A 22,268-nucleotide genomic window follows, 5' to 3' on the forward strand; every position below is an offset into this window, starting at 1 on the left:
CTGCAGCCGTATGTGGAATCCGGGCCTTGCCCGGGCGTCTACGTCTGCCCGTTGACGGGGTCGAAAGTCACCCGGAGAGTGAGATACGGGACTTCTCGCCCGGGAGTTCCGTCGCATACCGCTCGGCATGCATCGGGGGGTCGCCGCGTGCGCCGCATCCGTTGGTCAGACGTGCTCCTGTCCGCCGTGGCCGCCGTGGGCTGGTCCCTGATCGTGATGGCGGGGGTGGCCGGCCTGGGGCTGCACCTGCTGGGCGCCGATGCCGCCGGGGGGTCGCTCGGGCCGATGACGGCCGCCGTGGTGGTTCTCGCGGTCGGTGGAACCGTGGACCCTTCGGGTGACGTCTCGGTGTTCGGGGTTGCCGGGGCGGGGGCCGAAACCTCCCTGGACGTCATGCCCTTGGGGGTGTCGCTGGCCGGCGCCCTGGTACTGGCGGGGGTGTTCCTGCGCTCGCTGCGGGCCGGGGCCGGTCCGGGCGAGACGGCGGCGAGGGTCGTGGCGTTCACGGCGCTGCTCGTCGCGACCGCGGGCGGGCTCGCGTGGGCCGGGCACGACGTGGTCACCCTCGACGGCGCGGCGCTGCCGAGCACCCCGGTGCGGGTCGAGGCGCCGGGGATCGGGGACATCGGCGGGCTCCTGCCGGACCGTGTCGGGGACCTGGTCGAGGCACGGACCCGGGTGGGCTTCGCCGTGGAGGCCGGGCCGACCCTGCTGGGCGCGGGCGTGTGGGCGCTCGCGGTACTGGCGGTGGCGCTGCTGGTGTCGCGGCGCGGGCCCGCCGCCCTCGCCCGGATACGGCCCGCCGCCTCGGCGGTGGTGACGGTGCTGCTGGTCGCGGTGGCGGCGGGACTGGCCGCGGCGGTGTGGGCGGCGCTGGGCGACGACGATCCGGAGCGGGTGCTCGGTGCCGCGCTGCTGGGCGCTCCGAACGGGAGCTGGCTGGGGGTGCTGCTGGGGTTGTCCGTTCCGCTGCGCGGCGGGGCATCGGGCGAGCCGGCGCGGCTGCTGCCCGATCCGCTGGACGACCTGCTGTCGGCCTCCGCGCGGGAGCCGGTGACGGTGGCCCGGCTCGCGGAGTACGACGGGCGGGTCTGGCTGCTGGTGGTGGGGGTGTCGCTGCTGCTGCTCGCCGCGGGCGTGCTGGCGGCCGTACGCACGCCCGGGGGCGGCGTCGCGGGGTGCGCGGTGCGGCTGGGGGCGGTGACCGGGGTGGCCCTGGCGGTGCTGGTGCGGCTGACGCGGGTGTCGGCGGACGCCTCGCTCGCGGTGCTGGGGGTGGACGTGGTGGACGCGGGGGTCGAGCTGCGGGGGGACGTCCCGTACGCCCTGCTGCTGGGCGTGGTGTGGGGTGCGCTGGCCGGCGGGGCCGGTGCGCTGCCGGCGGGCCGGCGTCGGGCGGTGGCCGTCCCGGCCGCCGCCCCCGCCGCGGTGGACCCCGGCGCGCCCGGGGCTCCGTACGGGTCGGGTCCGGGCGGTCCGGGTGCACCGGGTCGAGCGGGTGCGCCCGGCGGAGCGGGTCCGCCTCCCGAGTGGGCCGGGCCGTTCCTGGACCCGGACGTCTCGTGGGACGTGACGGTCACCGGCGTCCCGCCCCGCCCTCCGCGGCGCACCCGGCCCCCGCAGCGGCCGCCCTTCACCCCGCCGCCCCCGCCGCCACCGCCGAAACCGCCGAAACCGCCGAATCCGCCGGGGCCGCCCGCCCCGCCGCGGTGACGGCCGGGCAGGACGCGGCACGTTCAGGAAATGGGACGGGGGTCCTGTCGCGGGAGCCGGGAAGATACGGTGAGGGCACCATGAGCGCATCGCAGACCTCCGACGTCCCCACCCTCCTCGTCAAGATCTTCGGCAAGGACCGTCCCGGGATCACCGCCGGGCTGTTCGACACCCTCGCCGCCTACTCCGTCGACGTCGTCGACATCGAGCAGGTCGTCACCCGTGGCCGCATCGTCCTGTGCGCCCTCGTCACCAAGCCCGTCGGCAGCACCGAGGGCGACCTGCGGGCCACCGTCCACAGCTGGGCCGAATCGCTCAAGCTGCAGGCGGAGATCCTCTCCGGCACCGGCGACAACCGGCCGCGCGGCAGCGGCCGGTCCCACGTCACCGTGCTCGGGCACCCGCTCACCGCCGAGTCCACGGCCGCCATCGCCGCGGAGATCACCGGGGCCGGCGGCAACATCGACCGTATCTTCCGGCTCGCCAAGTACCCGGTGACCGCGGTGGAGTTCGCCGTCTCCGGCGTGGAGACCGAGCCGCTGCGCACGGCACTGGCCACGGCCGCCTCGCACATCGGCGTGGACATCGCCGTGGTCTCGGCCGGCCTGCACCGCCGGGCGCAGCGCCTGGTGGTCATGGACGTGGACTCGACCCTCATCCAGGACGAGGTGATCGAGCTCTTCGCCGCCCACGCCGGGTGCGAGGCGGAGGTCGCCGAGGTCACCGAGCGGGCCATGCGCGGCGAGCTGGACTTCGAGCAGTCGCTGCACGCCCGTGTGGCCCTGCTGGCGGGCCTGGACGCGTCCGTCGTCGACAAGGTGCGCGCCGAGGTCCAGTTGACCCCGGGTGCGCGGACCCTGATCCGTACGCTCAAGCGGCTCGGCTACCAGGTGGGCGTGGTCTCGGGCGGCTTCACCCAGGTGACGGACGACCTGCGGGAGCGCCTGGGGCTGGACTTCGCCTCCGCCAACACCCTGGAGATCGTCGACGGGAAGCTGACGGGCAGGGTCACCGGGGAGATCGTGGACCGGGCGGGCAAGGCCCGGCTGCTGCGCCGCTTCGCCGCGGAGGCCGACGTGCCGCTGTCGCAGACGGTGGCCATCGGCGACGGCGCCAACGACCTGGACATGCTGAACGCGGCCGGGCTGGGCGTGGCCTTCAATGCCAAGCCGGTGGTCCGCGAGGCCGCGCACACGGCGGTGAACGTGCCCTTCCTCGACGCCGTGCTGTACCTGCTGGGGATCACCCGCGAGGAGATCGAGGCCGCGGACCTGGCCTGACCCGCCACGGGTGCGCGGAGCACCCGACCAGGACCCGAAGGGGCCCCGGCGGCCGGTGCGGCTGCCGGGGCCCTTCGCGTGCGCCGGCGCGACGGCCGCGGGCGGCGTTCGGGCGGCGGTGCGGTCAGTGCCCCTTGGGCGTCCAGTAGTCGAGCAGGGTGCCCACGCCGTGCTCCAGGGACTTCCACGAGCCGGTGAAGGAGACGACGGCGAGCGCGGCGGTGGGGAATCCCGTACGGGTCATCCGCGCCAGGGTGTCGCCCTCCGCGCGCCCGGCGAGGGCGTCGGCGAGGGCGTGCATGCCGGGGTTGTGGCCGATGACGAGGAGGTCGGAGACCTCGTCGGAGGTCTCGTTCAGCAGGGCGATGAGCTCGCCCGGCGAGGCGTCGTAGATCCGCTCCTCGTAGTGGGTCTTCGGCCGGTGCGGCATCTCCTGCACGGCGAGCTTCCAGGTCTCGCGGGTGCGGGCCGCGGTGGAGCAGAGGGCCAGGTCGAAGACGATGCCGGTCTCGGCGAGCTTCAGACCGACGGCCGGGGCGTCCTTGCGGCCGCGTTCCGCCAGCGGACGGTCGTGGTCGGACACGTCGGGCCAGTCTGCCTTGGCATGCCGGAGGAGGGCGATCCTGCGGGGTGTGTCTGCGCTCATGGCTCCCAGCTTCGCACGAAACGGGCCATGGGGCGCAGGGTGTTGAGGGGGCTCATACCGGGTGGTGAGGGGCGCTCGGGAGGTCAGCCGACGGCGCGCAGGAGCTGTTCGGCGACCTGGACGAGACCGGAGACCTCGCCGGTGGCGGCGTGGGCCTCGCCGGATCCGGCGAGGAGCAGCAGGAGGAGGCCGAAGGCGAGCGCGGGCAGGGCCAGTGCCCACCAGTGCAGCCGGGTGCTCGCGGCGGTGGCGGTGCGCGTCCTGCGGGCGGACGGGAGGGACCTGGTGTGCGTGGGGGCCGACATGGCCGCCTCCGTGGGTGTGTGGACCGGACTGGCTCGCTGCGTATCCGAATCTATGGATCCGGGACGGCGGTTCCCATCCGGGGCACACCCCACTTCACCCTGAGCCTGACCCCCTAGGGGTTGGTGGGGATATCCCCACCCGCGCGTGCGGCGGCCGGTACCGGTGCCGGTTCCGGGGACACCGGCACGGTCACGGCCGCGACCGGGGTCAGGGTGAGGCGATCGTCGCGATCACGGAGATGATCACGGAGACGACGAGCATGGCGCCGAGGACGAGGCCGAGCTTCCGGCGGCCGCCCTCCGGGTTCGGTTCGAGTACGGGTGACATGCCGGTCAGTCTCGCATGCCGCATTCGTCCTCGATCGTGCGGTCCCTGCCCGCGAGGACGCCGAGGGCGATCTGCGGGACGAGGAGGCCCGCCATGAGGGCGAGCGGCAGGTCCCAGCCGCCGCTGTGCTGGTAGAGGGTGCCGATGACGAGCGGGCCGGGGATGGAGATGAGGTAGCCGGTGCTCTGGGCGAAGGCGGAGAGCTTGACGACGCCGGCCGGGGACTTGGCGCGCAGCCCGATCATGGTGATGACCAGGGGGAAGGCGCAGTTGGAGACGCCGAGCAGGAGCGCCCAGGCCCACGCTCCGGCGGCGGGGGCGAAGTAGAGCCCGAGGTAGCCGGTGAGGCCGAAGACGCCGAGGGTGACGGCGATGGCGCCCTGGTTCTTCATGCGGCCGGCGAGGCCGGGGATGACGAAGGCGAGCGGGACGCCCATGACCATGGTGACGGCGAGCAGGACGCCGGCGGTGGAGGCGGAGACCCCCGCGTCGCGGAAGATCTGCGGGAGCCAGCCCATGGTGATGTAGGCGCCCGTGGCCTGGAGGCCGAAGTAGCAGGCCAGGGCCCAGGCGGTGCGGCTGCGGACGATCCGCGGGCCCGCGTCGGCCCGTACGGCGGAGCTCGCGCCGGAGCCGGCGGCCGCGGCCTGGTCCCGGTCGGCGCGCCGGGCGGCGCGGGCGATGGGCAGCCACAGCAGTACGGCGGCCAGGGCGAGGCAGGCCCACACCAGCAGGCCGGCGCGCCAGTTGCCGCCGAGGGCGCCGGTCAGCGGGACGGTCGCGGCGGCGGCGAGCGAGGTGCCGGCGGCCAGGGCCATGGAGTAGAGGCCGGTCATGGTGCCGACCCGGTCCGGGAAGTAGCGCTTGACGATCACCGGGAGCAGCACGTTGGTGAGGGCTATGCCGGCCAGGGAGAGGGCGCTGGCGGCCAGGAAGCCGGCGGCGCCGCTCGCGAAGGGCCGGATCAGCAGGCCGGCGGCGACGGCGGCCATGCCGGCGCAGACGACGGCGACCGGGCCGAAGCGGCGGGAGAGCCGGGGTGCGGTGACACCGAAGACGGCGAAGCACAGGGCCGGGACGGAGGTGATCAGTCCGGCGACGGTGCCGCTCATCCCCAGGCCGGTGCGGGTCTCCTCGAAGAGGGCGCCGAGGCTGGTGATGGCGGGGCGCAGGTTGAGGGCGGCCAGGACGATTCCGACGATGAGCACCGGGCCGAGCCAGGTCGGCTGCGCCGCCGCGTGCGGGATGGGGACCGCGGCGCGGTCTGCGGCGGGCCGGGCGAACGTCTTGGTTTCTACGTCGGACATTGAACCATCATAGAATCATGGGATGATTGGTTGTCCAGTCGCTGTCGTTGCCATTGTCGCTGTAGCCGTCCGCTCGTGAGAGGAACCCATGCCGCTGACCTCGCCCCGGCGCTCCGCGCTCGTCGATCAGGTGATCGCCCAACTGCGCAACCAGATCACCTCCGGCGAGTGGCCGGTCGGCTCGCGCATCCCCACCGAGCCGGAGCTCGTGGAGCTGATGGGCGTCGCCCGCAACACCGTGCGCGAGGCCGTGCGCGCGCTGGCGCACAACGGCCTGCTCGACATCCGGCAGGGCTCGGGCACGTACGTGATCGCGACGAGCGAGCTGGCCGGCGTCATGCACCGGCGCTTCGCCGGGGCCGAGCCGCGGCACATCGCCGAGGTCCGCTCCACGCTGGAGTCCTCGGCGGCCCGGCTGGCGGCGGAGCGGCGCACGGAACGGGACCTGCGCCAGCTGGACGCCCTGTTGGCGCGCCGCGAGGAGGCCTGGGCGGGCGGTGACGCGGAGGTCTTCGTGGCGGCGGACGTGAGTCTGCACATGGCGGTGGTGACGGCCTCGCACAACGACGTGCTGATCGAGCTGTACGCGGACCTCGGCGAGCTGGTGGCCGACTGGCTGAGGGCGGACGTCGGCACCGTGCTGGACCCCGCCGCCCACGTCGACCACGCGCGGCTGATCGAGGCGATCCGGCGCGGGGACGGGGACGCGGCCGCCTCGGAGGCCGCGGGCTACCCGTTCGTCTGTCTCGGCAGGTGAAGCGAGGCGCCCGGCAGGCCCAGGGGCACGCGGTCACTGCCGCCGGTGGCCGACCCAGGCCGCGCGGACCTCTTTCCAGCAGCGGCCGGTGAGCTCGACCCGGGCGGCCGGGCCGACCGCCACGGCCGCGCCGTCGCCGTCCAGGTCCCACCAGCGGTCGCACTCGACGTGCAGGCTCACCAGGTCGGTCTCCGGATAGGCGTTGTGACAGTGCGCGGTGACCGAGGAGCCCTCGATGGAGGTGGCGCAGTCGGCGCCGAAGAGTTCGTCGGCGGCGGGCCGGGAGGGCTGCACGGGGGGTTCGGCAGGGATGCCGGAGAGGTCCACCACGGCCGGAGCCCCTACCTCGACGCCCGGCACCGCCTCGTCTCCGGAGGGCTGCGCGGCCACGGCCGGGATCAGGAGTCCGGTCACGATCACCGATGTGACCAGTATCGATACCGCTCGGCTCGGCCTGGTGCGCACTCCTGCCTCCTCCCCGCCGGAGCCGGGAAGATCCCGACTCGGCCAGTTTGCAGGCATCTGTCCAGGTTTTCGACTCGGGAAGATCCGGCCGGCCGGTGAACATGCGAGCGAAGTCCGCCGCCGTCGCGGTGGACGCCGGCGGACACCGCAACGGCGGCGGCCGCGCCCCCTCGGAGGGAAGCGCGGCCGCCGCCGTACGGACACCGGGTGATGACCTGGGGTCAGGCACCCATCGCGTGGACGCCGCCGTCCACGTGGACGATCTCGCCGGTGGTCTTCGGGAACCAGTCCGACAGCAGGGCGACGACACCGCGGCCGGTCGGCTCCGGGTCGCTCATGTCCCACGACAGCATGGAGCGGGTGTTCCAGACCTCGGCCAGCTCGCCGAATCCCGGGATGGACTTCGCGGCCATGGAGCCGATCGGACCGGCCGAGACCAGGTTGCAGCGGATGTTCTCCTTGCCCAGGTCGCGGGCGAGGTAGCGGCTGGTGGCCTCCAGGGCGGCCTTGGCCGGGCCCATCCAGTCGTACTGCGGCCAGGCGAACTGCGCGTCGAAGGTGAGGCCGACGACGGCCCCGCCCTCCGCCGGGAAGAGCGGCTTGCAGGCCATGGTCAGCGACTTCAGCGAGAACGCCGAGACGTGCATGGCGGTGGCGACCGACTCGAACGGCGTGTTCAGGAAGTTGCCGCCGAGGGCGTCCTGCGGCGCGAAGCCGATGGAGTGCACGACGCCGTCGAGGCCGCCGAGCTCGTCGCGGACGAGGCCCTCCAGGCGGGCCAGGTGCTCGTCGTTGGTGACGTCGAGCTCGATCACCTTGACCGGCTTGGGCAGCTTCTTCGCGATGCGCTCGGTCAGGGACGGGCGCGGCCACGCGGTGAGGATGACCTCGGCGCCCTGCTCCTGCGCCAGCTTGGCCGTGTGGAAGGCGATGGAGGACTCCATCAGCACACCCGTGATGAGGATGCGCTTGCCCTCGAGAATTCCGCTCATGGTGATCAGTGACCCATGCCCAATCCGCCGTCAACGGGAATGACGGCTCCGGTGATGTACGCGGCGTCGTCGGACGCCAGGAAGCGGACGGCTGCCGCGATCTCCTCGGGCTGCGCGTAGCGGGCGAGCGGCACCTGGGCCACGATCCCCGCGCGCTGCTCGTCGGTGAGCACCTTCGTCATGTCGGTGTCCACGAAGCCGGGCGCGACGACGTTGAAGGTGATGTTGCGGGAGCCCAGCTCGCGGGCGAGCGAGCGGGCGAAGCCGACCAGCGCGGCCTTGGAGGCGGCGTAGTTCGCCTGCCCCGCCGAGCCGAGGAGCCCGACGACCGAGGAGATCAGGACGACGCGGCCCTTCTTGGCGCGAAGCATGCCGCGGTTCGCGCGCTTGACCACCCGGAAGGTGCCGGTGAGGTTGGTGTCGACGACCGAGGCGAAGTCCTCCTCGGACATCCGCATCAGCAGCGTGTCCTTGGTGATGCCGGCGTTGGCCACGAGCACCTCGACCGCGCCGTGCGCGTCCTCGATCTGCTTGTAGGCCTGCTCCACCTGCTCGGAGTCGGTGATGTCGCAGCGCACCGCCAGGACACCGAGTTCGGTGAGGGCCTGCGGCGGCTCACCCGACCGGTACGTGATCGCGACCTTGTCGCCCGCCTCCGCGAAGGCTCGGGCGATGGCGAGGCCGATGCCCCGGTTTCCTCCGGTGACGAGAACCGAGCGGCTCAACGGATCACCCTTTCGCTAGCGGTCTGAATACCGAAAACCTATAGGTCGCATCGCTCGTACGGGGAATCGACCCCCGACAGGGCCTCGCAGCGGGCTCTGTCGAATCCCTACAGAAAGATGTAGGCACAAGCGCCCCGATCGCGACATGATCGGGGCGACCGTCCCAGACCCCGGGAGGACTTCCGTGCCCCATTCCATCGACGCGGCCTTCACCGCGCTGCCCCTGCGGGCGCTCGCCGACGCGGCGCTCGCCCGGGCCCGCGCGCTGGGCGCCGAGCATGCCGACTTCCGGCTGGAGCGGATCCGCAGCGCCTCGTGGCGGCTGCGCGACGCCAAGCCCTCCGGCGGGTCCGACACCACCGACCTCGGCTACGCGGTCCGGGTCGTGCACGCGGGCAGCTGGGGGTTCGCCTCCGGCGTCGACCTGACCATGGACGGCGCCGCCAGGGTGGCCTCGCAGGCCGTGGCCATGGCGAAGCTGTCCGCCCAGGTGATCAAGGCCGCCGGTTCGGACGAGCGCGTGGAGCTCGCCGAGGAGCCGGTGCACGCGGACAAGACGTGGATCTCCGCCTACGAGGTGAACCCCTTCGAGGTGCCGGACGCCGAGAAGGCGGCACTGCTCGCCGACTGGAGCTCCCGGCTGCTGGCGGCCGACGGCGTCGCGCACGTGGACGCCTCGCTGCTCGCCGTCCACGAGAACAAGTTCTACGCCGACACCGCGGGCACCACGACCACGCAGCAGCGGGTCCGGATCCATCCGCAGGTCACGGCGGTCGCCGTCAACGGCACCACCGGCGAGTTCGACTCGATGCGCACCATCGCCCCGCCCGCCGGCCGCGGCTGGGAGTACCTGACGGGGACCGGCTGGGACTGGAACGCCGAGCTGGAGGAGATCCCCGGCCTGCTCGCCGAGAAAATGCGGGCGCCGAGCGTCCAGGCCGGGCGCTACGACCTGGTCGTGGACCCGTCCAACCTGTGGCTCACCATCCACGAGTCCATCGGCCACGCCACCGAGCTCGACCGGGCGCTGGGCTACGAGGCGGCGTACGCGGGGACCTCCTTCGCCACCTTCGACCAGCTGGGCAAGCTCAGGTACGGCTCTCCGATCATGAACGTGACGGGCGACCGCACCGCCGAGCACGGGCTGGCCACCGTCGGCTTCGACGACGAGGGCGTCCAGGCGCAGAGCTGGGACCTGGTCAAGGACGGCACCCTGGTCGGCTACCAGCTGGACCGGCGGATCGCGAAGCTGACCGGCCTCGGCCGCTCCAACGGCTGCGCCTTCGCCGACTCCCCCGCGCACGTGCCCGTGCAGCGCATGGCGAACGTCTCCCTCCAGCCGGATCCCGGCGGGCTGTCGACCGAGGACCTGATCGGCGGCGTGGAGCGCGGGATCTACGTGGTCGGCGACCGCTCCTGGTCGATCGACATGCAGCGCTACAACTTCCAGTTCACCGGGCAGCGGTTCTTCCGGATCGAGAACGGCAGGCTGGCCGGGCAGCTGCGCGACGTGGCCTACCAGGCCACCACCACCGACTTCTGGGGCTCGATGGAGAAGGTCGGCGGCCCGCAGACCTACGTCCTGGGCGGCGCCTTCAACTGCGGAAAGGCCCAGCCGGGCCAGGTCGCGGCGGTTTCGCACGGCTGCCCCTCCGCGCTGTTCCGCGACGTGAACATCTTGAACACCACGCAGGAGGCCGGCCGATGAGCGCGCACGCCCACCACGGGATCTGCCGGGGGTCCGGGGGTCGCCACCCGGGACAGCACAGTCTGAACACCACGCAGGAGGCCGGCCGATGAGCCGATCGACCAAGCCGCACGAGATCGTCGAGCGGGCCCTTGAGCTGTCCACCGCCGACGGATGCGTCGTCATCGCCGACGAGGAGTCGAGCGCCAACCTGCGCTGGGCCGGCAACGCCCTGACGACCAACGGCGTCACCCGCGGCCGGACCCTGACGGTCATCGCCACCGTCGACGGCAAGGAGGGCGCGGCCTCGGGGGTCGTGTCGCGTTCCGCGGTCACCGCGGAGGACCTGGAGCCGCTGGTGCGGGCCGCCGAGGCGGCCGCGCGGGGCGCGGGTCCCGCCGAGGACGCCCAGCCGCTGGTCACCGGGACCCCGGCGTCGCCGGACTTCGCCGACGCCCCGGCCGAGACCGGCTCCGCCGTGTTCGCGGACTTCGCCCCGGCGCTCGGCGAGGCCTTCGCCCGGGCCCGGGCCGGCGGCCGGGAGCTGTACGGCTTCGCCCACCACGAGCTGGTCTCCACGTACGTCGGCACCTCGACGGGCCTGCGGCTGCGCCACGACCAGCCCAACGGCACGCTGGAGCTCAACGCGAAGTCCCCGGACCGCAGGCGCTCGGCCTGGGCCGGCCGCTCCACCCGGGACTTCAAGGACGTGGACCCGACCGCGCTGGACGCGGAGCTCGCCGTGCGCCTGGGCTGGGCGGAGCGGAAGATCGACCTGCCCGCCGGGCGGTACGAGACCCTGCTGCCGCCGACAGCCGTGGCGGACCTGCTGATCTACCAGATGTGGTCGGCGGCGGCCCGGGACGCGGTGGAGGGCCGTACGGTCTTCTCCAAGCCCGGCGGCGGCACCCGGCTCGGCGAGCGGCTCACCGAGCTGCCGCTGACCCTGCGCAGCGACCCGAACGCGCCGGGCCTGGAGTGCTCCCCGTTCGTCATCGCGCACAGCTCCGGCGACAGCGGCTCGGTCTTCGACAACGGCCTGCCGGTGCCGGCGACCGAGTGGATCAAGGACGGTGAGCTGGCCAGGCTGTCCACGACCCGGCACACCGCCGGCCTGACCGGCCTGCCGGTCTCCCCCGGCTTCGGGAACCTGATCCTCGACGGCGGCGGCGACAAGACCCTCGACGAGATGGTCGCGGACACCGAGCGGGGCCTGCTGCTGACCTGCCTCTGGTACATCCGCGAGGTGGACCCGGCCACGCTGCTGCTCACGGGCCTCACCCGGGACGGCGTCTACCTGGTGGAGAACGGGCAGGTCGTGGGCGAGGTGAACAACTTCCGCTTCAACGAGTCCCCGGTGGACCTGCTGTCGCGGGCCTCGGAGGCGGGCCGGACGGAGAAGACCCTGCCGCGCGAGTGGAGCGACTGGTTCACGCGGGCCGCGATGCCCGCTGTCCGCATCCCGGACTTCAACATGAGTTCGGTGAGCAAGGGCGTCTGACCCACCTAGACTGAGCACGGCATTTCCACAAAACGTAAGGAGTCGAGAGACCGTGACGGACATCGTCGACGAACTGAAGTGGCGCGGGCTCTTCGCCCAGTCCACCGACGAAGAAGCGCTGCGCAAGGCCTTCGCGGACGGTCCGGTCACGTTCTATTGCGGCTACGACCCGACCGCCGCCTCGCTGCACGTCGGCCACCTGGTGCAGGTGCTCACGATGCGGCGGCTGCAGCTGGCGGGCAACCGGCCGCTCGCGCTGGTCGGCGGGGCCACCGGACAGATCGGTGACCCCCGTCCGACCGCCGAGCGCACCCTGAACGACCCCGCGGTGATCGCGGAGTGGGTGAACCGGCTGCGCTCGCAGATCGAGCCGTTCCTGTCCTTCGAGGGCGAGAACGCCGCGGTCCTGGTCAACAACCTGGACTGGACGGCGGGCATGTCCGCCATCGAGTTCCTGCGGGACATCGGCAAGCACTTCCGCGTCAACAAGATGCTGACGAAGGACTCGGTCGCCAAGCGGCTGGAGTCGGACCAGGGCATCAGCTACACGGAGTTCAGTTACCAGCTCCTCCAGGGCATGGACTTCCTGGAGCTGTACCGGCGCCACGGCTGCACCCTGCAGCAGGGCGGCTCGGACCAGTGGGGCAACCTGACGGCCGGCCTCGACCTGATCCACCGGGTCGAGCCGGACGCGCACGTCCACGCGATGGCGACCCCGCTGATGGTCAAGGCGGACGGCACGAAGTTCGGCAAGACCGAGGGCGGGGCCGTCTGGCTGGACCCGGAGATGACCACCCCGTACGCGTTCTACCAGTTCTGGCTGAACGTGGACGACCGGGACATCTCCACCTACATGCGGATCCTCTCCTTCAAGTCCCGTGAGGAGCTGGAGGAGCTGGAGGCGCAGACCGCCGAGCGGCCGCAGGCGCGTGCCGCGCAGCGGGCGCTGGCGGAGGAGCTGACCACGCTGGTGCACGGTGCCGACCAGTGCGCCGCGGTGATCGCCGCCTCGCGCGCGCTGTTCGGCCAGGGCGACCTGGCGGAGCTGGACGAGGCCACGCTCGCCGCGGCCCTGTCGGAGCTGCCGCACGCCAAGGTGTCGGAGCTGGGTCTGGTGGTGGACCTCCTGGCGGAGACGGGTCTGGTCGCGAGCAAGTCGGCCGGGCGCCGGACCGTGAAGGAGGGCGGGGCCTACGTGAACAACGCGAAGGTCACCGCCGAGGACGCGGTCCCCGCCGCGGAGGACCTGCTGCACGGGCGCTGGCTGGTCCTGCGCCGCGGCAAGAAGAACCTGGCGGCGGTCGAGGTCACCGGCGCCTGACACCCGACCCCCGCGGGGGTCGCGGAGCACGGCGGAGGGGCCGGTTCGGACCGATGGTCCGGCCGGCCCCTCCGGCATGTTCCGCGCCTAGGTGGTCTGGCGGCTGCCGCCGCGCATCGCCTTGTAGGCCATTTCGCCGAGGAAGACGAAGAGGACCGCTCCCACGAGCTGCAGGAGGTGGCGGGTCCAGTCGATGCCCCGGGTGTCGGCGACGCCGATCCAGGCGGCGACGGCGTTGCCGAGGACGCTGCCGATGATGCCCATCAGCGTGGTCAGCCACAGCGGCTGGTGCTGTTTGCCCGGCAGGATGGCCTTGGCTATCAGCCCCAGCACGAAACCGACGATGATCGCCCACAACCAGCTCATGTCCAGCCTCCTCCTGGCGCGGTGTGCGCACGTGGGCCCAGTGTCGACCCGTACGGCGTACCGCGCATTTCGGGCGGCGCCATGGGGGTCCCCCTGTCCCCGCGGCGGCGTGGGCCGCGTACCGTGGGAGGGTCCGGTCCGGGGAAGGACCGGCCGGCGATCGGTGGTAGGACGTGGAACGGGTGAAGCGACAGAAGCAGAACGGGGCCGAGGTCTTCCGGATCACCGGCGCCCGGATGGGGCTCGCCGAGGACGTGCGGGGCCGCCAGCGCCGCTACGTGATCTCGATGGCCGTGAGGACCCTGTCGGTCATCGCGACCGTGCTGTTGTGGAACGTGTCGCGCCCCGTGGCCGTCGTGACGCTCGTCGCGGGCGCCCTGCTGCCCTACGTGGCCGTGGTCATCGCCAACGCGGGCCGCGAGTCGACGCCGTCGCTGCCCTCCCACTTCGTCCCGGCTCCCGTGCGTCCGGCACTGGACGCGGGAAACCTCAATAAAAGCTCAGATCAATCATGAAGTTCCGGTGCACCGCACCGGGTCCTGCGTGACATACTGCTCACGCGCTCCGCATCCCCCGTCGGAGCGACGGACCGACGCCGGGCAGCTCCCCCCGTGGCTGCTCGGCGTCGCCTTTCCGTTCTAGGGTGAGGTCGTGACTTCCTCCGACTCCCCCGCTCCCGACGAGATCCCCACCTGCTCGGCCAAGGGCTGCCGTGCCGCGGCCGTCTGGGTCCTCGCATGGAACAACCCGACGCTGCACACGCCGGAGCGGCGCAAGACGTGGCTGGCGTGCGAGGAACACCGCGAGCACCTCTCCCAGTTCCTGGGCGTGCGCGGTTTCCTCAAGGACGTCGTGAAACTCGACGAGTGGGTGCAGCCGGAGGGCTCGGAGCGCCTGCGCTGACCCGGCGCCGCCGCCCCTGCCTCTCCCCGTGCGCGGCGGCTGGTCCGTACCGGCCGCCGGGACGGACCGGTCAGCCGCCGATCGCGGACATGGGGCGGTCGGGCTGCAGGAACGACGGGTCGTCGAGGCCGGATCCGGCCTTCTTGCCCCACATCGCCACCTTCCACAGCCGGGCGATCTCCTCGTCCGGGGCGCCCGAGCGCAGGGCGGCGCGCAGGTCCGACTCCTCGGTGGCGAACAGGCACGTACGGACCTGGCCGTCGGCCGTGAGCCGGGTGCGGTCGCAGGCGCCGCAGAACGGGCGGGTGACCGAGGCGATGACGCCGACGGTGGCGGGGCCGCCGTCGACCACCCAGCGCTCGGCCGGGGCGGAGCCGCGCTCGTCGGCACCCTCCTCGGTGAGCGTGAAGCGCGTGCGCAGCGACTCCAGGATGTCCCCGGCGGTGATCATGCCGTCGCGCTTCCAGCCGTGCTGGGCGTCGAGCGGCATCTGCTCGATGAAGCGGAGCTCGTACTCGTTCTCGACGGCCCAGGCCAGCAGGTCGGGGGCCTCGTCGTCGTTGAGTCCGGGCATGAGCACGGCGTTGACCTTGACGGGGGTCAGGCCCGCGTCGCGGGCCGCGGCCATGCCCTCGATGACGTCCTTGTGCCGGTCGCGGCGGGTGAGGGTCTTGAAGACCTCGGGGCGCAGGGTGTCCAGGGAGACGTTCACCCGGTCCAGGCCGGCGGCCTTCAGGGCCTGCGCGGTGCGCTTGAGGCCGATGCCGTTGGTGGTCAGCGACATCTTGGGGCGGGGCTCCAGCCCCGCGCACTGTTCGACGATCCCGACCAGGCCGGGCCGCAGCAGCGGTTCACCGCCGGTGAAGCGGACCTCGGTGATGCCGAGCTGCGTGACGGCGATGCGGATCAGCCTGACGATCTCGTCGTCGGTGAGCAGGTCGGACTTGCCGAGCCACTGGAGGCCCTCTTCGGGCATGCAGTACGTACAGCGCAGATTGCACCGGTCGGTGAGCGAGACGCGCAGGTCAGTGGCCACGCGGCCATAGGTGTCGAGAAGCACTGTGGGCCCCCTCCCCTGTCCGGAAGTAGACATACGCGCGACATTGGCTCTACTCCACGCGTTCTATTTCGAGACTACGGGACGCGTGTGTCGTTGCGTGATGCCCGAATGAACGAGACGTGACGTGGCCGTGTCGTAGGGAACTACGACACGGCCACGCTGGGTGTTCGGACGATGTCAGACCGCCCCTGTTCCGGTGAGGGAGCGCACCTCCAGCTCGGCGTACTTCTGCGGGTCGGCCTTCTCCTTGGTGAGGACGGTTCCCAGCCATCCGAGGAGGAAGCCGAGGGGGATGGAGATGATCCCCGGGTTCTCCAGCGGGAACCAGAAGAAGTCCGCGTCCTTGAACATCGAGGTGGGCTTTCCGGACACGACCGGGGAGAACAGCACCAGGCCGACCGCCGAGACAAGGCCGCCGTAGATGGACCAGAGCGCGCCCTGGGTGTTGAAGCGCTTCCAGAAGAGGCTGTAGAGGATCGTCGGCAGGTTGGCGGAGGCGGCGACCGCGAAGGCGAGCGCGACGAGTCCGGCCACGTTCAGGTCGCGGGCCAGGGCTCCGAGGCCGATGGCGACGGCGCCGATGACGACCGTGGACCAGCGGGCGGCCCGGACCTCCTCCCGCTCGGTGGCCTTGCCCTTGCGGATCACGTTCACGTACAGGTCGTGGGCGAAGGACGAGGAGGAGGCGAGGGTCAGGCCCGCGACCACGGCGAGGATGGTGGCGAAGGCGACCGCGGAGATCACGGCGAGCAGGACGGCCCCGCCGGTGGAGTCCGCACCGCCGCCGACGGCTTGGGCCAGCAGGGGCGCGGCGGTGTTGCCGGCCTTGTTCGAGGCCAGGATGTCGGCGCGCTCCAGCAGGGCCGCCGCGCCGAAGCCGAGGGCGATGGTCATGAGGTAGAAGGCGCCGATGATGCCGATGGCCCAGTTCACGGACTTCCGGGCGGCCTTGGCGGTGGGCACCGTGTAGAAGCGGATCAGGATGTGCGGGAGTCCGGCCGTGCCGAGGACGAGGGCGAGGCCGAGGGAGATGAAGTCCAGCTTCGAGGTCGAGTCCTTGCCGTACTTCAGGCCCGGTTCGAGGAACTTGGCCCCCTGGCCGCTGTTCTCGGCCGCCTTGCCGAGCAGGTCGGAGACGTTGAAGTCGAACTCCAGCAGCACCAGGAAGGTGATCAGCAGGGCGCCCGCGATCAGCAGGACCGCCTTGATCATCTGGACCCAGGTGGTGCCCTTCATGCCGCCGATGGTCACGTAGACGATCATCAGGACGCCGACCAGGGCGACGACCGCGACCTTGCCGCCGTCGCTGGTGATGCCCAGGAGCAGCGAGACCAGCACGCCGGCGCCGGCCATCTGGGCCAGCAGGTAGAAGATCGAGACCACGATGGTGGAGGTGCCCGCCGCGGTGCGGACGGGCCGCTGGCGCATCCGGTACGCGAGGACGTCGCCCATGGTGTACCGGCCGGAGTTGCGCAGCGGCTCGGCGACGAGCAGGAGGGCGACCAGCCAGGCCACGAGGAAGCCGATGGAGTAGAGGAAGCCGTCGTAGCCGAAGAGGGCGATGGCTCCGGCGATGCCGAGGAAGGACGCGGCGGACATGTAGTCGCCGGAGATGGCCAGGCCGTTCTGGAAGCCGGTGAACTGGCGGCCGCCCGCGTAGAAGTCCGCGGCGTCCTTGGTCTGGCGGCCGGCCCAGACCGTGATGATCAGGGTGGCGACGACGAACAGGCCGAACAGGGTGATGATGAGCGGCCGGTGCTCGGAGGCGCCGGCCGCGACCGTCGTCAGGTGGTGCGTCGCGCTCATTCGGCGGCCTCCATCCGCGCCTTGATGGCCTCGGCCCGGGGGTCGAGCCTGGCGGCGGCGTGGCGCGCGTAGAGCCAGGCGATGAGGAAGGTCGTCGCGAACTGTGCGAGGCCGAGCACCAGGGCGACGTTGATGTTGCCGAAGAGCTTGGTCCCCATGAAGCCGCCCGCGTAGTTGGACAGCAGGACGTAGAGCAGGTACCAGGCGATGAAGGCCACGGTGAGCGGGAAGGCGAAGGAGCGGTAGGAGCGGCGGAGTTCGGCGAACTCGGGGCTCTGCTGGACGCTCACGTACTCATCGGCCGTGGGGCCCGCCAGGGGCGTTCCCGCGCTGCCCGGGGGCGGCGCTGCTTCGGTGGTCACGGGGGAATCTCCTTGTGACGCAGGTGCGGTGGGGACGACGGACAAAACAACCTCCGTGTGGGGGGGCCGATGGCGCTGACCCCCCTCTGTCAACGGCACGGCCGGCGTGTCGGGACGGTTCAACACCCGTGGATTCTTCGGGAACTGATTTCTCGAACTGATGGCGGAAAAGGGAACGGCGGCACTAGGTTCACTTGTCATGGACCCGTCCGACGCGACCGCGTGCGGACGGCTTTTTCAAGATGATCTGGAGAACCCATGGCTCATCTGGGATCCGTCCGCCGGCGTGCCCTCGCCGTACCGGTCGGCCTGGCGCTCACCGCCTCGCTCGCCCTGCTGCCCTCGGTGTCGGCCTCCGCCGCCCCGCTGGCCGGGTCCGCGGACGCGCCGACGGCTTCGAAGGCCGCGACCACCGGCCCCAAGCTGTCGTACGTGGCGAACCTGAACGCGTACGCCACCGTGAAGGCGGCGAAGAAGGCAGTCGAGCGGGCCGGCGGAACGGTGGTGACGGCCTACGAGCAGATCGGGGTCCTCGTCGCACACTCCCAGAACCCGGACTTCGCCAAGCAGCTGCGCGCCCAGCGTGGGCTGTTCGTGTCGGTCGGTGCCACCCGGACGGCCCCGATGTCGGCCGTGCAGACCACCGAGGAGGGCGCGACCCAGCGGCTGAGCGAGGCGGACGCCGCCAAGGCGGCGGCGCAGGCCCAGGAGGGCCAGGAGCCGCTCGAGCCCAACCAGTGGGACCTGCGGACGATCAAGGCCGACGAGGCTCACAAGATCAACGATGGCAGCCGGAACGTCACCGTGGGCATCATCGACACGGGCGTGGACGACACCCACCCCGACCTCGCCCCGAACTTCTCCAAGGGCCAGTCGGCCAACTGCGTCGGCGGCGTCGCGGACACCACCGAGGGCGCCTGGCGCCCGTACGCGGACGGCAGCGACCACGGCACGCACGTGGCCGGCACCATCGGCGCCCCGCGCAACGGCGTCGGCATCAGCGGTGTGGCGCCCGGCGTGAAGATCGCCGCGATCAAGGTGAGCGAGCCCGGGACCAGCCTCTTCTACACCGAGGCGGTCGTCTGCGGCTTCATGTTCGCCGCCGAGAAGGGGATCGAGGTGACCAACAACAGCTACTACGTCGACCCGTGGCTCTTCAACTGCAAGTCGGACGACGACCAGAAGGCGCTGGTGGAGGCCATCGGGCGGGCGACCAAGTACGCCGAGCGCAAGGGCACGCTGCACGTGGCCTCGGCCGGCAACTCCAACCAGGACCTGGCCGCGGCCACCCTGGAGGACACCACCAGCCCGAACGACACCACCCCGGTCACCCGCACCATCGACCCGAAGGTCTGCCTGGACCTGCCCACGCAGCTGCCGGGCGTGGTCACCGTCTCCGCGACCGGCGACCAGGGCCTGCGCTCGTACTACTCCAGCTACGGCCTCGGGGTCGTGGACGTCGCGGCCCCCGGCGGCGACAAGTGGCAGGTCCCGGCCACCCCGGACGCCAACGGGCGCGTGCTGTCGACCGTCCCGGGCGGCGGCTACGGCTACAAGCAGGGCACCTCGATGGCCGCCCCGCACGTCGCGGGCGTCGCGGCGCTGCTCAAGAGCGCCCACCCGTCGGCCACGCCGTCGCAGCTCCAGGCGATGCTGAAGGCGCAGTCCACCAAGGCGGCCTGCCCGGCGCAGATCTACGACGCCACGGGCGCGCTGATCAACGCCACCACCTGCCAGGCCAAGTGGGGCCAGACCGGTTACTACGGCTACGGCGTCGTGGACGCGCTCAAGGCCGTGAAGTAGTCCGAGGCGGCGCACGCGCCGACGGACGGGCGTAGCACGGACCTGCGTACGAACGGACCGGCGTACGAACGGACGGGCCGGGCGGGGATCACCCCGCCCGGCCCGTCCGCGCTCACGCCCGCGCCCTCCCGGGGGTCAGGGCTTGATCAGGACCTTGAGCGCGCTGCGGTCGTCCATCGCGCGGTAGCCGTCCGGGACCTCGTCCAGGGACACGGCGCGGTCGAAGACGGGCGCCGGGTCGATCACCCCGCCGAGCACGTCCTCCAGGAGCTCCGGGATGTAGGCGCGGACCGGTGCCACACCACCGCGCAGGGTGATGTTGCGGTCGAACATGACGCCGAGGTCGAGGCCGGTGCCGCTGCCGTGCGGGACGCCGACGTAGCCGACGGCCCCGCCGTCGCGGGTGATGTTCACCGCCGTGCGCATGGACTGCTCGGTGCCGACCGCCTCGATGACGCAGTGCGCGCCGCGGCCGCCGGTGAGCTCGCGCACGGCCGCCTCGGCGGCCTCGCCGCGCTCGGCGACGACGTCGGTGGCCCCGAAGAGCCTGGCTATGTCGGTGCGGACCGTGTGGCGGCCCAGGGCGATGATCCGCTCGGCGCCGAGGCGCTTGGCGGCGAGGACGCCGCACAGGCCGACCGCGCCGTCGCCGACCACGGCGACCGTGGAGCCCGCGCGCACGCCCGCGCCCAGCGCGGCGTGGTGGCCGGTGCCCATGACGTCGGAGAGGGCGAGCAGGCCGGTGAGCAGGTGGTCGTCGGAGACGGCCTCGGCGGGCAGCTTCACCAGCGTCCCGTCGGCGTGCGGGACGCGCACGGCCTCGCCCTGGCCGCCGTCGTGACCGACCGAGCCCCAGAAGCCGCCGTGGTCGCAGGAGGTGTAGAGGCCCTCCTTGCAGTACTCGCAGGTGCCGTCCGACCACATGAAGGGCGCGACGACCAGGTCGCCGGCGCGCAGGCCGGACACGGCCGGGCCGGTCTCCTCGACGACGCCCAGGAACTCGTGGCCGATGCGCTGGCCGGGCTGGCGCTGGGCCTCGCCGCGGTAGGCCCACAGGTCGCTGCCGCAGATGCAGGCACGCAGGACGCGGACGACGGCGTCCTCGGGGCGCTGGATCGCAGCGTCGGGCACCTCCTCCACGCGGATGTCGTGCGGGGCGTGGATGACGGTGGCGCGCATGGTGGTGCAGTCCTCCGGCTCGGGGTTGTTCAGTCTTGTACGACTGATGACCGTCCTACGGTACGCCTGCTTCGCGGGTGGTCGTTCCGGTGGCCAGCAGGTACTGGGCCGCGAGGTAGGTGGCCATGATCCAGAAGTCGGGGCGGGGCAGCTGGGGCCATGCGGCGACACCGGAGGCGATGAGCGTGTCGGACAGCAGGAACAGCGCACCGCCGATGCCGGCCCGCAGGCCCAGGGCGCTGGAGCGGAAGGCCATGGCGGTCAGCAGCAGGCTGTAGCCGGCGACCGGGATCCGCAGGTCCGCGGGCAGGTCGGACCAGAGCAGGGCGACGGTCCCGAGGAGGGCCAGCACGTAGCCGCCGCCGAGGAGCGCGTTCGCGGGCCGCTTGCCGAACAGGACGAGGTAGCAGACGTGCCCGACGGCGAAGGAGCCCATGCCGACGAGGAAGGCGGCCTCGGCGTCGAAGAGCAGGGCCAGGTCACCGCCCCAGCCGAAGAGCAGGGCGGCGACCAGCAGGCGGGGCGCGCCGCGCGTGATCACGTAGGCGACGAGCAGCGGCATCAGCAGCGGCTTGGCGATGACGTGCCCGAGGTGCCAGTCGGCGAGCAGCGAGCCGAGGTCGGCTGCGGCGGCCACGGCGAAGGACGCGAGGGCGACGCGGCCGAGGCGTTCCCGGCCGGGAACCGCCCGGTCGGCGGCCCAGGAGGGGCCGGGACGGCCGGTGGACTCGGCGGTGCTCACGCGGTGGTCTCCTGTACGGCGGCCGGGTCGGGGGCGGGTGCGGGCACGGCGGCGGGCGCGGGCACGGCGGCGGCAGCGGGCGCGGCGGCCTGCGCCGCGGGTGCGGCGGCCTGGGCGGCCGGGGCCGCCTGGACCGATGCCGCGGGCTGCCAGCCGGGGCCGCGGAAGACCCGGCCGGCCCGCTCGCTCCAGCTCCGGGCGGCGCGCACGTCCCGGGCGATGGCGGCGTACTCGTGGGTGGCGACGCGCAGCGGGTTGTAGGTGTCGATGTTCTTGGTGAGCCCGTAGACGGGCTGGTCGGTCTCGCCCACCCAGGAGCCGAACATCCGGTCCCAGATGATCAGGATGCCGCCGTAGTTGCGGTCGAGGTAGCCGCCCTGGGACGCGTGGTGGACGCGGTGGTGGGACGGGGTGTTGAAGACGTACTCGTAGGCCCGGGGCAGCTTGCCGATGCGCTCGGTGTGGACCCAGAACTGGTAGAGCAGGTTGATGCCGTAGCAGAAGGGGATCACGGCCGGGTGCACCCCGACGGCCACCATCGGCAGGTAGAACCAGTAGGTCGTGGCACTGGTCCAGGGCTGGCGCAGGGCGGTGGTGAGGTTGAACTTCCGGCTGCTGTGGTGGACCACGTGGCAGGCCCACAGGATGCGGATCACGTGGTGGCCGCGGTGCTGCCAGTAGTAGAGGAAGTCCTGGGCGAGCAGCATCAGCGGGATGGTCCACCACAGCAACGGCACCCGCAGCGGGGTGAGTTCGTAGACGGCGGTGAAGACCGCGACCACCGGGATCTTCCAGAGCAGGTCGAATCCGATGCTGCCGAGCCCCATGCTGATGCTGGTGACGGCGTCCTTCGTGTCATAGCCGGCCGCATCCTCGTCGGGATGGAGGCGGTAGCTCACCAGCTCGATGACGGTGAGCAGCACGAAGGCGGGTATGGACCACAGCACGACATCGGGCAGGTTCGGCATGTCCGCACCATAGAGGCGCCTTCGGGGGTGCCGCTAGAGGTTGTTACCGATC

General features: G+C 72.1%; 23 protein-coding genes. 9 read left to right on the top strand and 14 right to left on the bottom strand.

Annotated elements, in window-relative coordinates:
- The first annotated feature begins 147 nt into the window (after positions 1–147).
- Both AB0O53_RS10520 and serB read left to right on the top strand, forming a co-directional pair.
- The gene (locus AB0O53_RS10520) at positions 148–1,713 is read left to right on the top strand and encodes a streptophobe family protein (protein WP_365194531.1); all 1,566 of its coding nucleotides are present in this window, start codon (positions 148–150) and stop codon (positions 1,711–1,713) included.
- Positions 1,714–1,793: 80 nt separating this feature from the next.
- On the top strand, positions 1,794–2,993 hold the full coding sequence (serB, locus tag AB0O53_RS10525; protein ID WP_350994703.1) for a phosphoserine phosphatase SerB: 1,200 nt from the start codon (positions 1,794–1,796) through the stop codon (positions 2,991–2,993).
- A 124-nt stretch (positions 2,994–3,117) separates the two neighbouring features.
- Here the strand turns inward: serB and AB0O53_RS10530 are convergent, their stop codons facing one another.
- From AB0O53_RS10530 to AB0O53_RS10545, 4 genes are all read right to left on the bottom strand, one after another.
- The gene (locus AB0O53_RS10530; protein WP_037930673.1) at positions 3,118–3,639 is read right to left on the bottom strand and encodes a SixA phosphatase family protein; all 522 of its coding nucleotides are present in this window, start codon (positions 3,637–3,639) and stop codon (positions 3,118–3,120) included.
- Positions 3,640–3,722: 83 nt separating this feature from the next.
- Positions 3,723–3,944, bottom strand: a complete 222-nt coding sequence (locus AB0O53_RS10535) for a hypothetical protein (RefSeq protein WP_365194534.1) — start codon at positions 3,942–3,944, stop codon at positions 3,723–3,725.
- A 208-nt stretch (positions 3,945–4,152) separates the two neighbouring features.
- A complete protein-coding gene (locus AB0O53_RS10540) occupies positions 4,153–4,272 on the bottom strand; it encodes an SGM_5486 family transporter-associated protein (RefSeq protein WP_257855467.1) in 120 nt (39 codons plus the stop codon).
- A gap of 5 nt (positions 4,273–4,277) precedes the next feature.
- The gene (locus tag AB0O53_RS10545) at positions 4,278–5,579 is read right to left on the bottom strand and encodes a CynX/NimT family MFS transporter (protein WP_365194536.1); all 1,302 of its coding nucleotides are present in this window, start codon (positions 5,577–5,579) and stop codon (positions 4,278–4,280) included.
- A gap of 88 nt (positions 5,580–5,667) precedes the next feature.
- On the opposite strand from AB0O53_RS10545, the gene AB0O53_RS10550 reads away from it, so the two are divergent.
- Entirely contained in the window at positions 5,668–6,336 is a 669-nt protein-coding gene (locus tag AB0O53_RS10550) for a FadR/GntR family transcriptional regulator (protein ID WP_365194538.1), read from the top strand.
- Between the two features lie 33 nt (positions 6,337–6,369).
- Here AB0O53_RS10550 and AB0O53_RS10555 read toward each other — a convergent pair whose 3' ends face one another.
- The 3 genes from AB0O53_RS10555 to fabG form a co-directional block, all read right to left on the bottom strand.
- Positions 6,370–6,666 carry a hypothetical protein gene (locus tag AB0O53_RS10555; RefSeq protein ID WP_403143273.1) on the bottom strand — a complete coding sequence of 99 codons (297 nt, stop codon included), beginning with the start codon at positions 6,664–6,666 and terminating at the stop codon, positions 6,370–6,372.
- Positions 6,667–7,022: 356 nt separating this feature from the next.
- Positions 7,023–7,793, bottom strand: a complete 771-nt coding sequence (gene fabI, locus AB0O53_RS10560; RefSeq protein WP_030849743.1) for an enoyl-ACP reductase FabI — start codon at positions 7,791–7,793, stop codon at positions 7,023–7,025.
- A 5-nt stretch (positions 7,794–7,798) separates the two neighbouring features.
- Positions 7,799–8,518 (bottom strand): 3-oxoacyl-[acyl-carrier-protein] reductase, encoded by a 720-nt coding sequence (gene fabG, locus AB0O53_RS10565; RefSeq protein ID WP_031148971.1) that lies wholly within the window; start codon positions 8,516–8,518, stop codon positions 7,799–7,801.
- A 145-nt stretch (positions 8,519–8,663) separates the two neighbouring features.
- Between fabG and AB0O53_RS10570 the strand changes: the two genes are divergently transcribed.
- From AB0O53_RS10570 to tyrS, 3 genes are all read left to right on the top strand, one after another.
- Positions 8,664–10,226 (top strand): TldD/PmbA family protein, encoded by a 1,563-nt coding sequence (locus tag AB0O53_RS10570; RefSeq protein ID WP_434094433.1) that lies wholly within the window; start codon positions 8,664–8,666, stop codon positions 10,224–10,226.
- An 88-nt stretch (positions 10,227–10,314) separates the two neighbouring features.
- Complete coding sequence (locus AB0O53_RS10575; RefSeq protein ID WP_350994716.1) at positions 10,315–11,706, top strand: metallopeptidase TldD-related protein; 1,392 nt, start codon at positions 10,315–10,317, stop codon at positions 11,704–11,706.
- A 52-nt stretch (positions 11,707–11,758) separates the two neighbouring features.
- Positions 11,759–13,027 (top strand): tyrosine--tRNA ligase, encoded by a 1,269-nt coding sequence (gene tyrS / locus AB0O53_RS10580; protein WP_365194543.1) that lies wholly within the window; start codon positions 11,759–11,761, stop codon positions 13,025–13,027.
- A gap of 87 nt (positions 13,028–13,114) precedes the next feature.
- Here tyrS and AB0O53_RS10585 read toward each other — a convergent pair whose 3' ends face one another.
- Positions 13,115–13,393 (bottom strand): GlsB/YeaQ/YmgE family stress response membrane protein, encoded by a 279-nt coding sequence (locus AB0O53_RS10585; protein ID WP_350994720.1) that lies wholly within the window; start codon positions 13,391–13,393, stop codon positions 13,115–13,117.
- A 182-nt stretch (positions 13,394–13,575) separates the two neighbouring features.
- Here AB0O53_RS10585 and AB0O53_RS10590 point away from each other — a divergent pair, with 182 nt between their 5' ends.
- Positions 13,576–13,908, top strand: a complete 333-nt coding sequence (locus AB0O53_RS10590; protein WP_350994722.1) for a DUF3099 domain-containing protein — start codon at positions 13,576–13,578, stop codon at positions 13,906–13,908.
- Between the two features lie 136 nt (positions 13,909–14,044).
- Positions 14,045–14,296, top strand: coding sequence for a hypothetical protein (locus AB0O53_RS10595; protein ID WP_350994724.1), 252 nt, complete (start codon positions 14,045–14,047; stop codon positions 14,294–14,296).
- Between the two features lie 70 nt (positions 14,297–14,366).
- Here the strand turns inward: AB0O53_RS10595 and moaA are convergent, their stop codons facing one another.
- The 3 genes from moaA to AB0O53_RS10610 form a co-directional block, all read right to left on the bottom strand.
- Positions 14,367–15,356: a GTP 3',8-cyclase MoaA gene (moaA, locus tag AB0O53_RS10600; RefSeq protein WP_350994726.1), complete on the bottom strand. Its 990-nt coding sequence runs from the start codon at positions 15,354–15,356 to the stop codon at positions 14,367–14,369.
- 177 nt (positions 15,357–15,533) lie between these two features.
- A complete protein-coding gene (locus AB0O53_RS10605) occupies positions 15,534–17,162 on the bottom strand; it encodes a monocarboxylic acid transporter (protein WP_365194548.1) in 1,629 nt (542 codons plus the stop codon).
- Positions 17,159–17,524, bottom strand: coding sequence for a DUF485 domain-containing protein (locus AB0O53_RS10610; protein ID WP_350994730.1), 366 nt, complete (start codon positions 17,522–17,524; stop codon positions 17,159–17,161). The genes AB0O53_RS10605 and AB0O53_RS10610 overlap by 4 nt, the downstream gene beginning before the upstream one ends.
- A gap of 258 nt (positions 17,525–17,782) precedes the next feature.
- Between AB0O53_RS10610 and AB0O53_RS10615 the strand changes: the two genes are divergently transcribed.
- Positions 17,783–19,327 carry a S8 family serine peptidase gene (locus AB0O53_RS10615; RefSeq protein WP_350994732.1) on the top strand — a complete coding sequence of 515 codons (1,545 nt, stop codon included), beginning with the start codon at positions 17,783–17,785 and terminating at the stop codon, positions 19,325–19,327.
- Between the two features lie 135 nt (positions 19,328–19,462).
- Here the strand turns inward: AB0O53_RS10615 and AB0O53_RS10620 are convergent, their stop codons facing one another.
- Genes AB0O53_RS10620 through AB0O53_RS10630 form a run of 3 tightly spaced genes read right to left on the bottom strand, consistent with a single transcriptional unit; the run spans position 19,463 to position 22,216 of the window.
- Positions 19,463–20,506 (bottom strand): zinc-dependent alcohol dehydrogenase family protein, encoded by a 1,044-nt coding sequence (locus AB0O53_RS10620; RefSeq protein ID WP_350994734.1) that lies wholly within the window; start codon positions 20,504–20,506, stop codon positions 19,463–19,465.
- Between the two features lie 55 nt (positions 20,507–20,561).
- Entirely contained in the window at positions 20,562–21,248 is a 687-nt protein-coding gene (locus tag AB0O53_RS10625; RefSeq protein ID WP_403139924.1) for a lysoplasmalogenase, read from the bottom strand.
- Positions 21,245–22,216, bottom strand: a complete 972-nt coding sequence (locus AB0O53_RS10630; protein WP_365194551.1) for a sterol desaturase family protein — start codon at positions 22,214–22,216, stop codon at positions 21,245–21,247. Before AB0O53_RS10630 ends, AB0O53_RS10625 begins: the two co-directional genes overlap by 4 nt.
- Positions 22,217–22,268: the final 52 nt, after the last annotated feature.

The sequence above is a fragment of the Streptomyces erythrochromogenes genome, assembly GCF_040684695.1.
Taxonomy (GTDB): Bacteria; Actinomycetota; Actinomycetes; order Streptomycetales; family Streptomycetaceae; genus Streptomyces; species Streptomyces erythrochromogenes_C.

Coding starts and splice junctions, on each gene's coding strand:
- AB0O53_RS10540 (WP_257855467.1), bottom strand. CDS start 4,272: ATGTCACCCGTACTCGAACCGAACCCGGAGGGCGGCCGCCGGAAGCTC.
- fabI (WP_030849743.1), bottom strand. CDS start 7,793: ATGAGCGGAATTCTCGAGGGCAAGCGCATCCTCATCACGGGTGTGCTG.
- AB0O53_RS10570 (WP_434094433.1), top strand. CDS start 8,664: ATGATCGGGGCGACCGTCCCAGACCCCGGGAGGACTTCCGTGCCCCAT.
- serB (WP_350994703.1), top strand. CDS start 1,794: ATGAGCGCATCGCAGACCTCCGACGTCCCCACCCTCCTCGTCAAGATC.
- AB0O53_RS10585 (WP_350994720.1), bottom strand. CDS start 13,393: ATGAGCTGGTTGTGGGCGATCATCGTCGGTTTCGTGCTGGGGCTGATA.
- AB0O53_RS10535 (WP_365194534.1), bottom strand. CDS start 3,944: ATGTCGGCCCCCACGCACACCAGGTCCCTCCCGTCCGCCCGCAGGACG.
- AB0O53_RS10630 (WP_365194551.1), bottom strand. CDS start 22,216: ATGCCGAACCTGCCCGATGTCGTGCTGTGGTCCATACCCGCCTTCGTG.
- AB0O53_RS10530 (WP_037930673.1), bottom strand. CDS start 3,639: ATGAGCGCAGACACACCCCGCAGGATCGCCCTCCTCCGGCATGCCAAG.
- AB0O53_RS10620 (WP_350994734.1), bottom strand. CDS start 20,506: ATGCGCGCCACCGTCATCCACGCCCCGCACGACATCCGCGTGGAGGAG.
- AB0O53_RS10605 (WP_365194548.1), bottom strand. CDS start 17,162: ATGAGCGCGACGCACCACCTGACGACGGTCGCGGCCGGCGCCTCCGAG.
- AB0O53_RS10575 (WP_350994716.1), top strand. CDS start 10,315: ATGAGCCGATCGACCAAGCCGCACGAGATCGTCGAGCGGGCCCTTGAG.
- AB0O53_RS10615 (WP_350994732.1), top strand. CDS start 17,783: ATGGCTCATCTGGGATCCGTCCGCCGGCGTGCCCTCGCCGTACCGGTC.
- AB0O53_RS10550 (WP_365194538.1), top strand. CDS start 5,668: ATGCCGCTGACCTCGCCCCGGCGCTCCGCGCTCGTCGATCAGGTGATC.
- AB0O53_RS10545 (WP_365194536.1), bottom strand. CDS start 5,579: ATGTCCGACGTAGAAACCAAGACGTTCGCCCGGCCCGCCGCAGACCGC.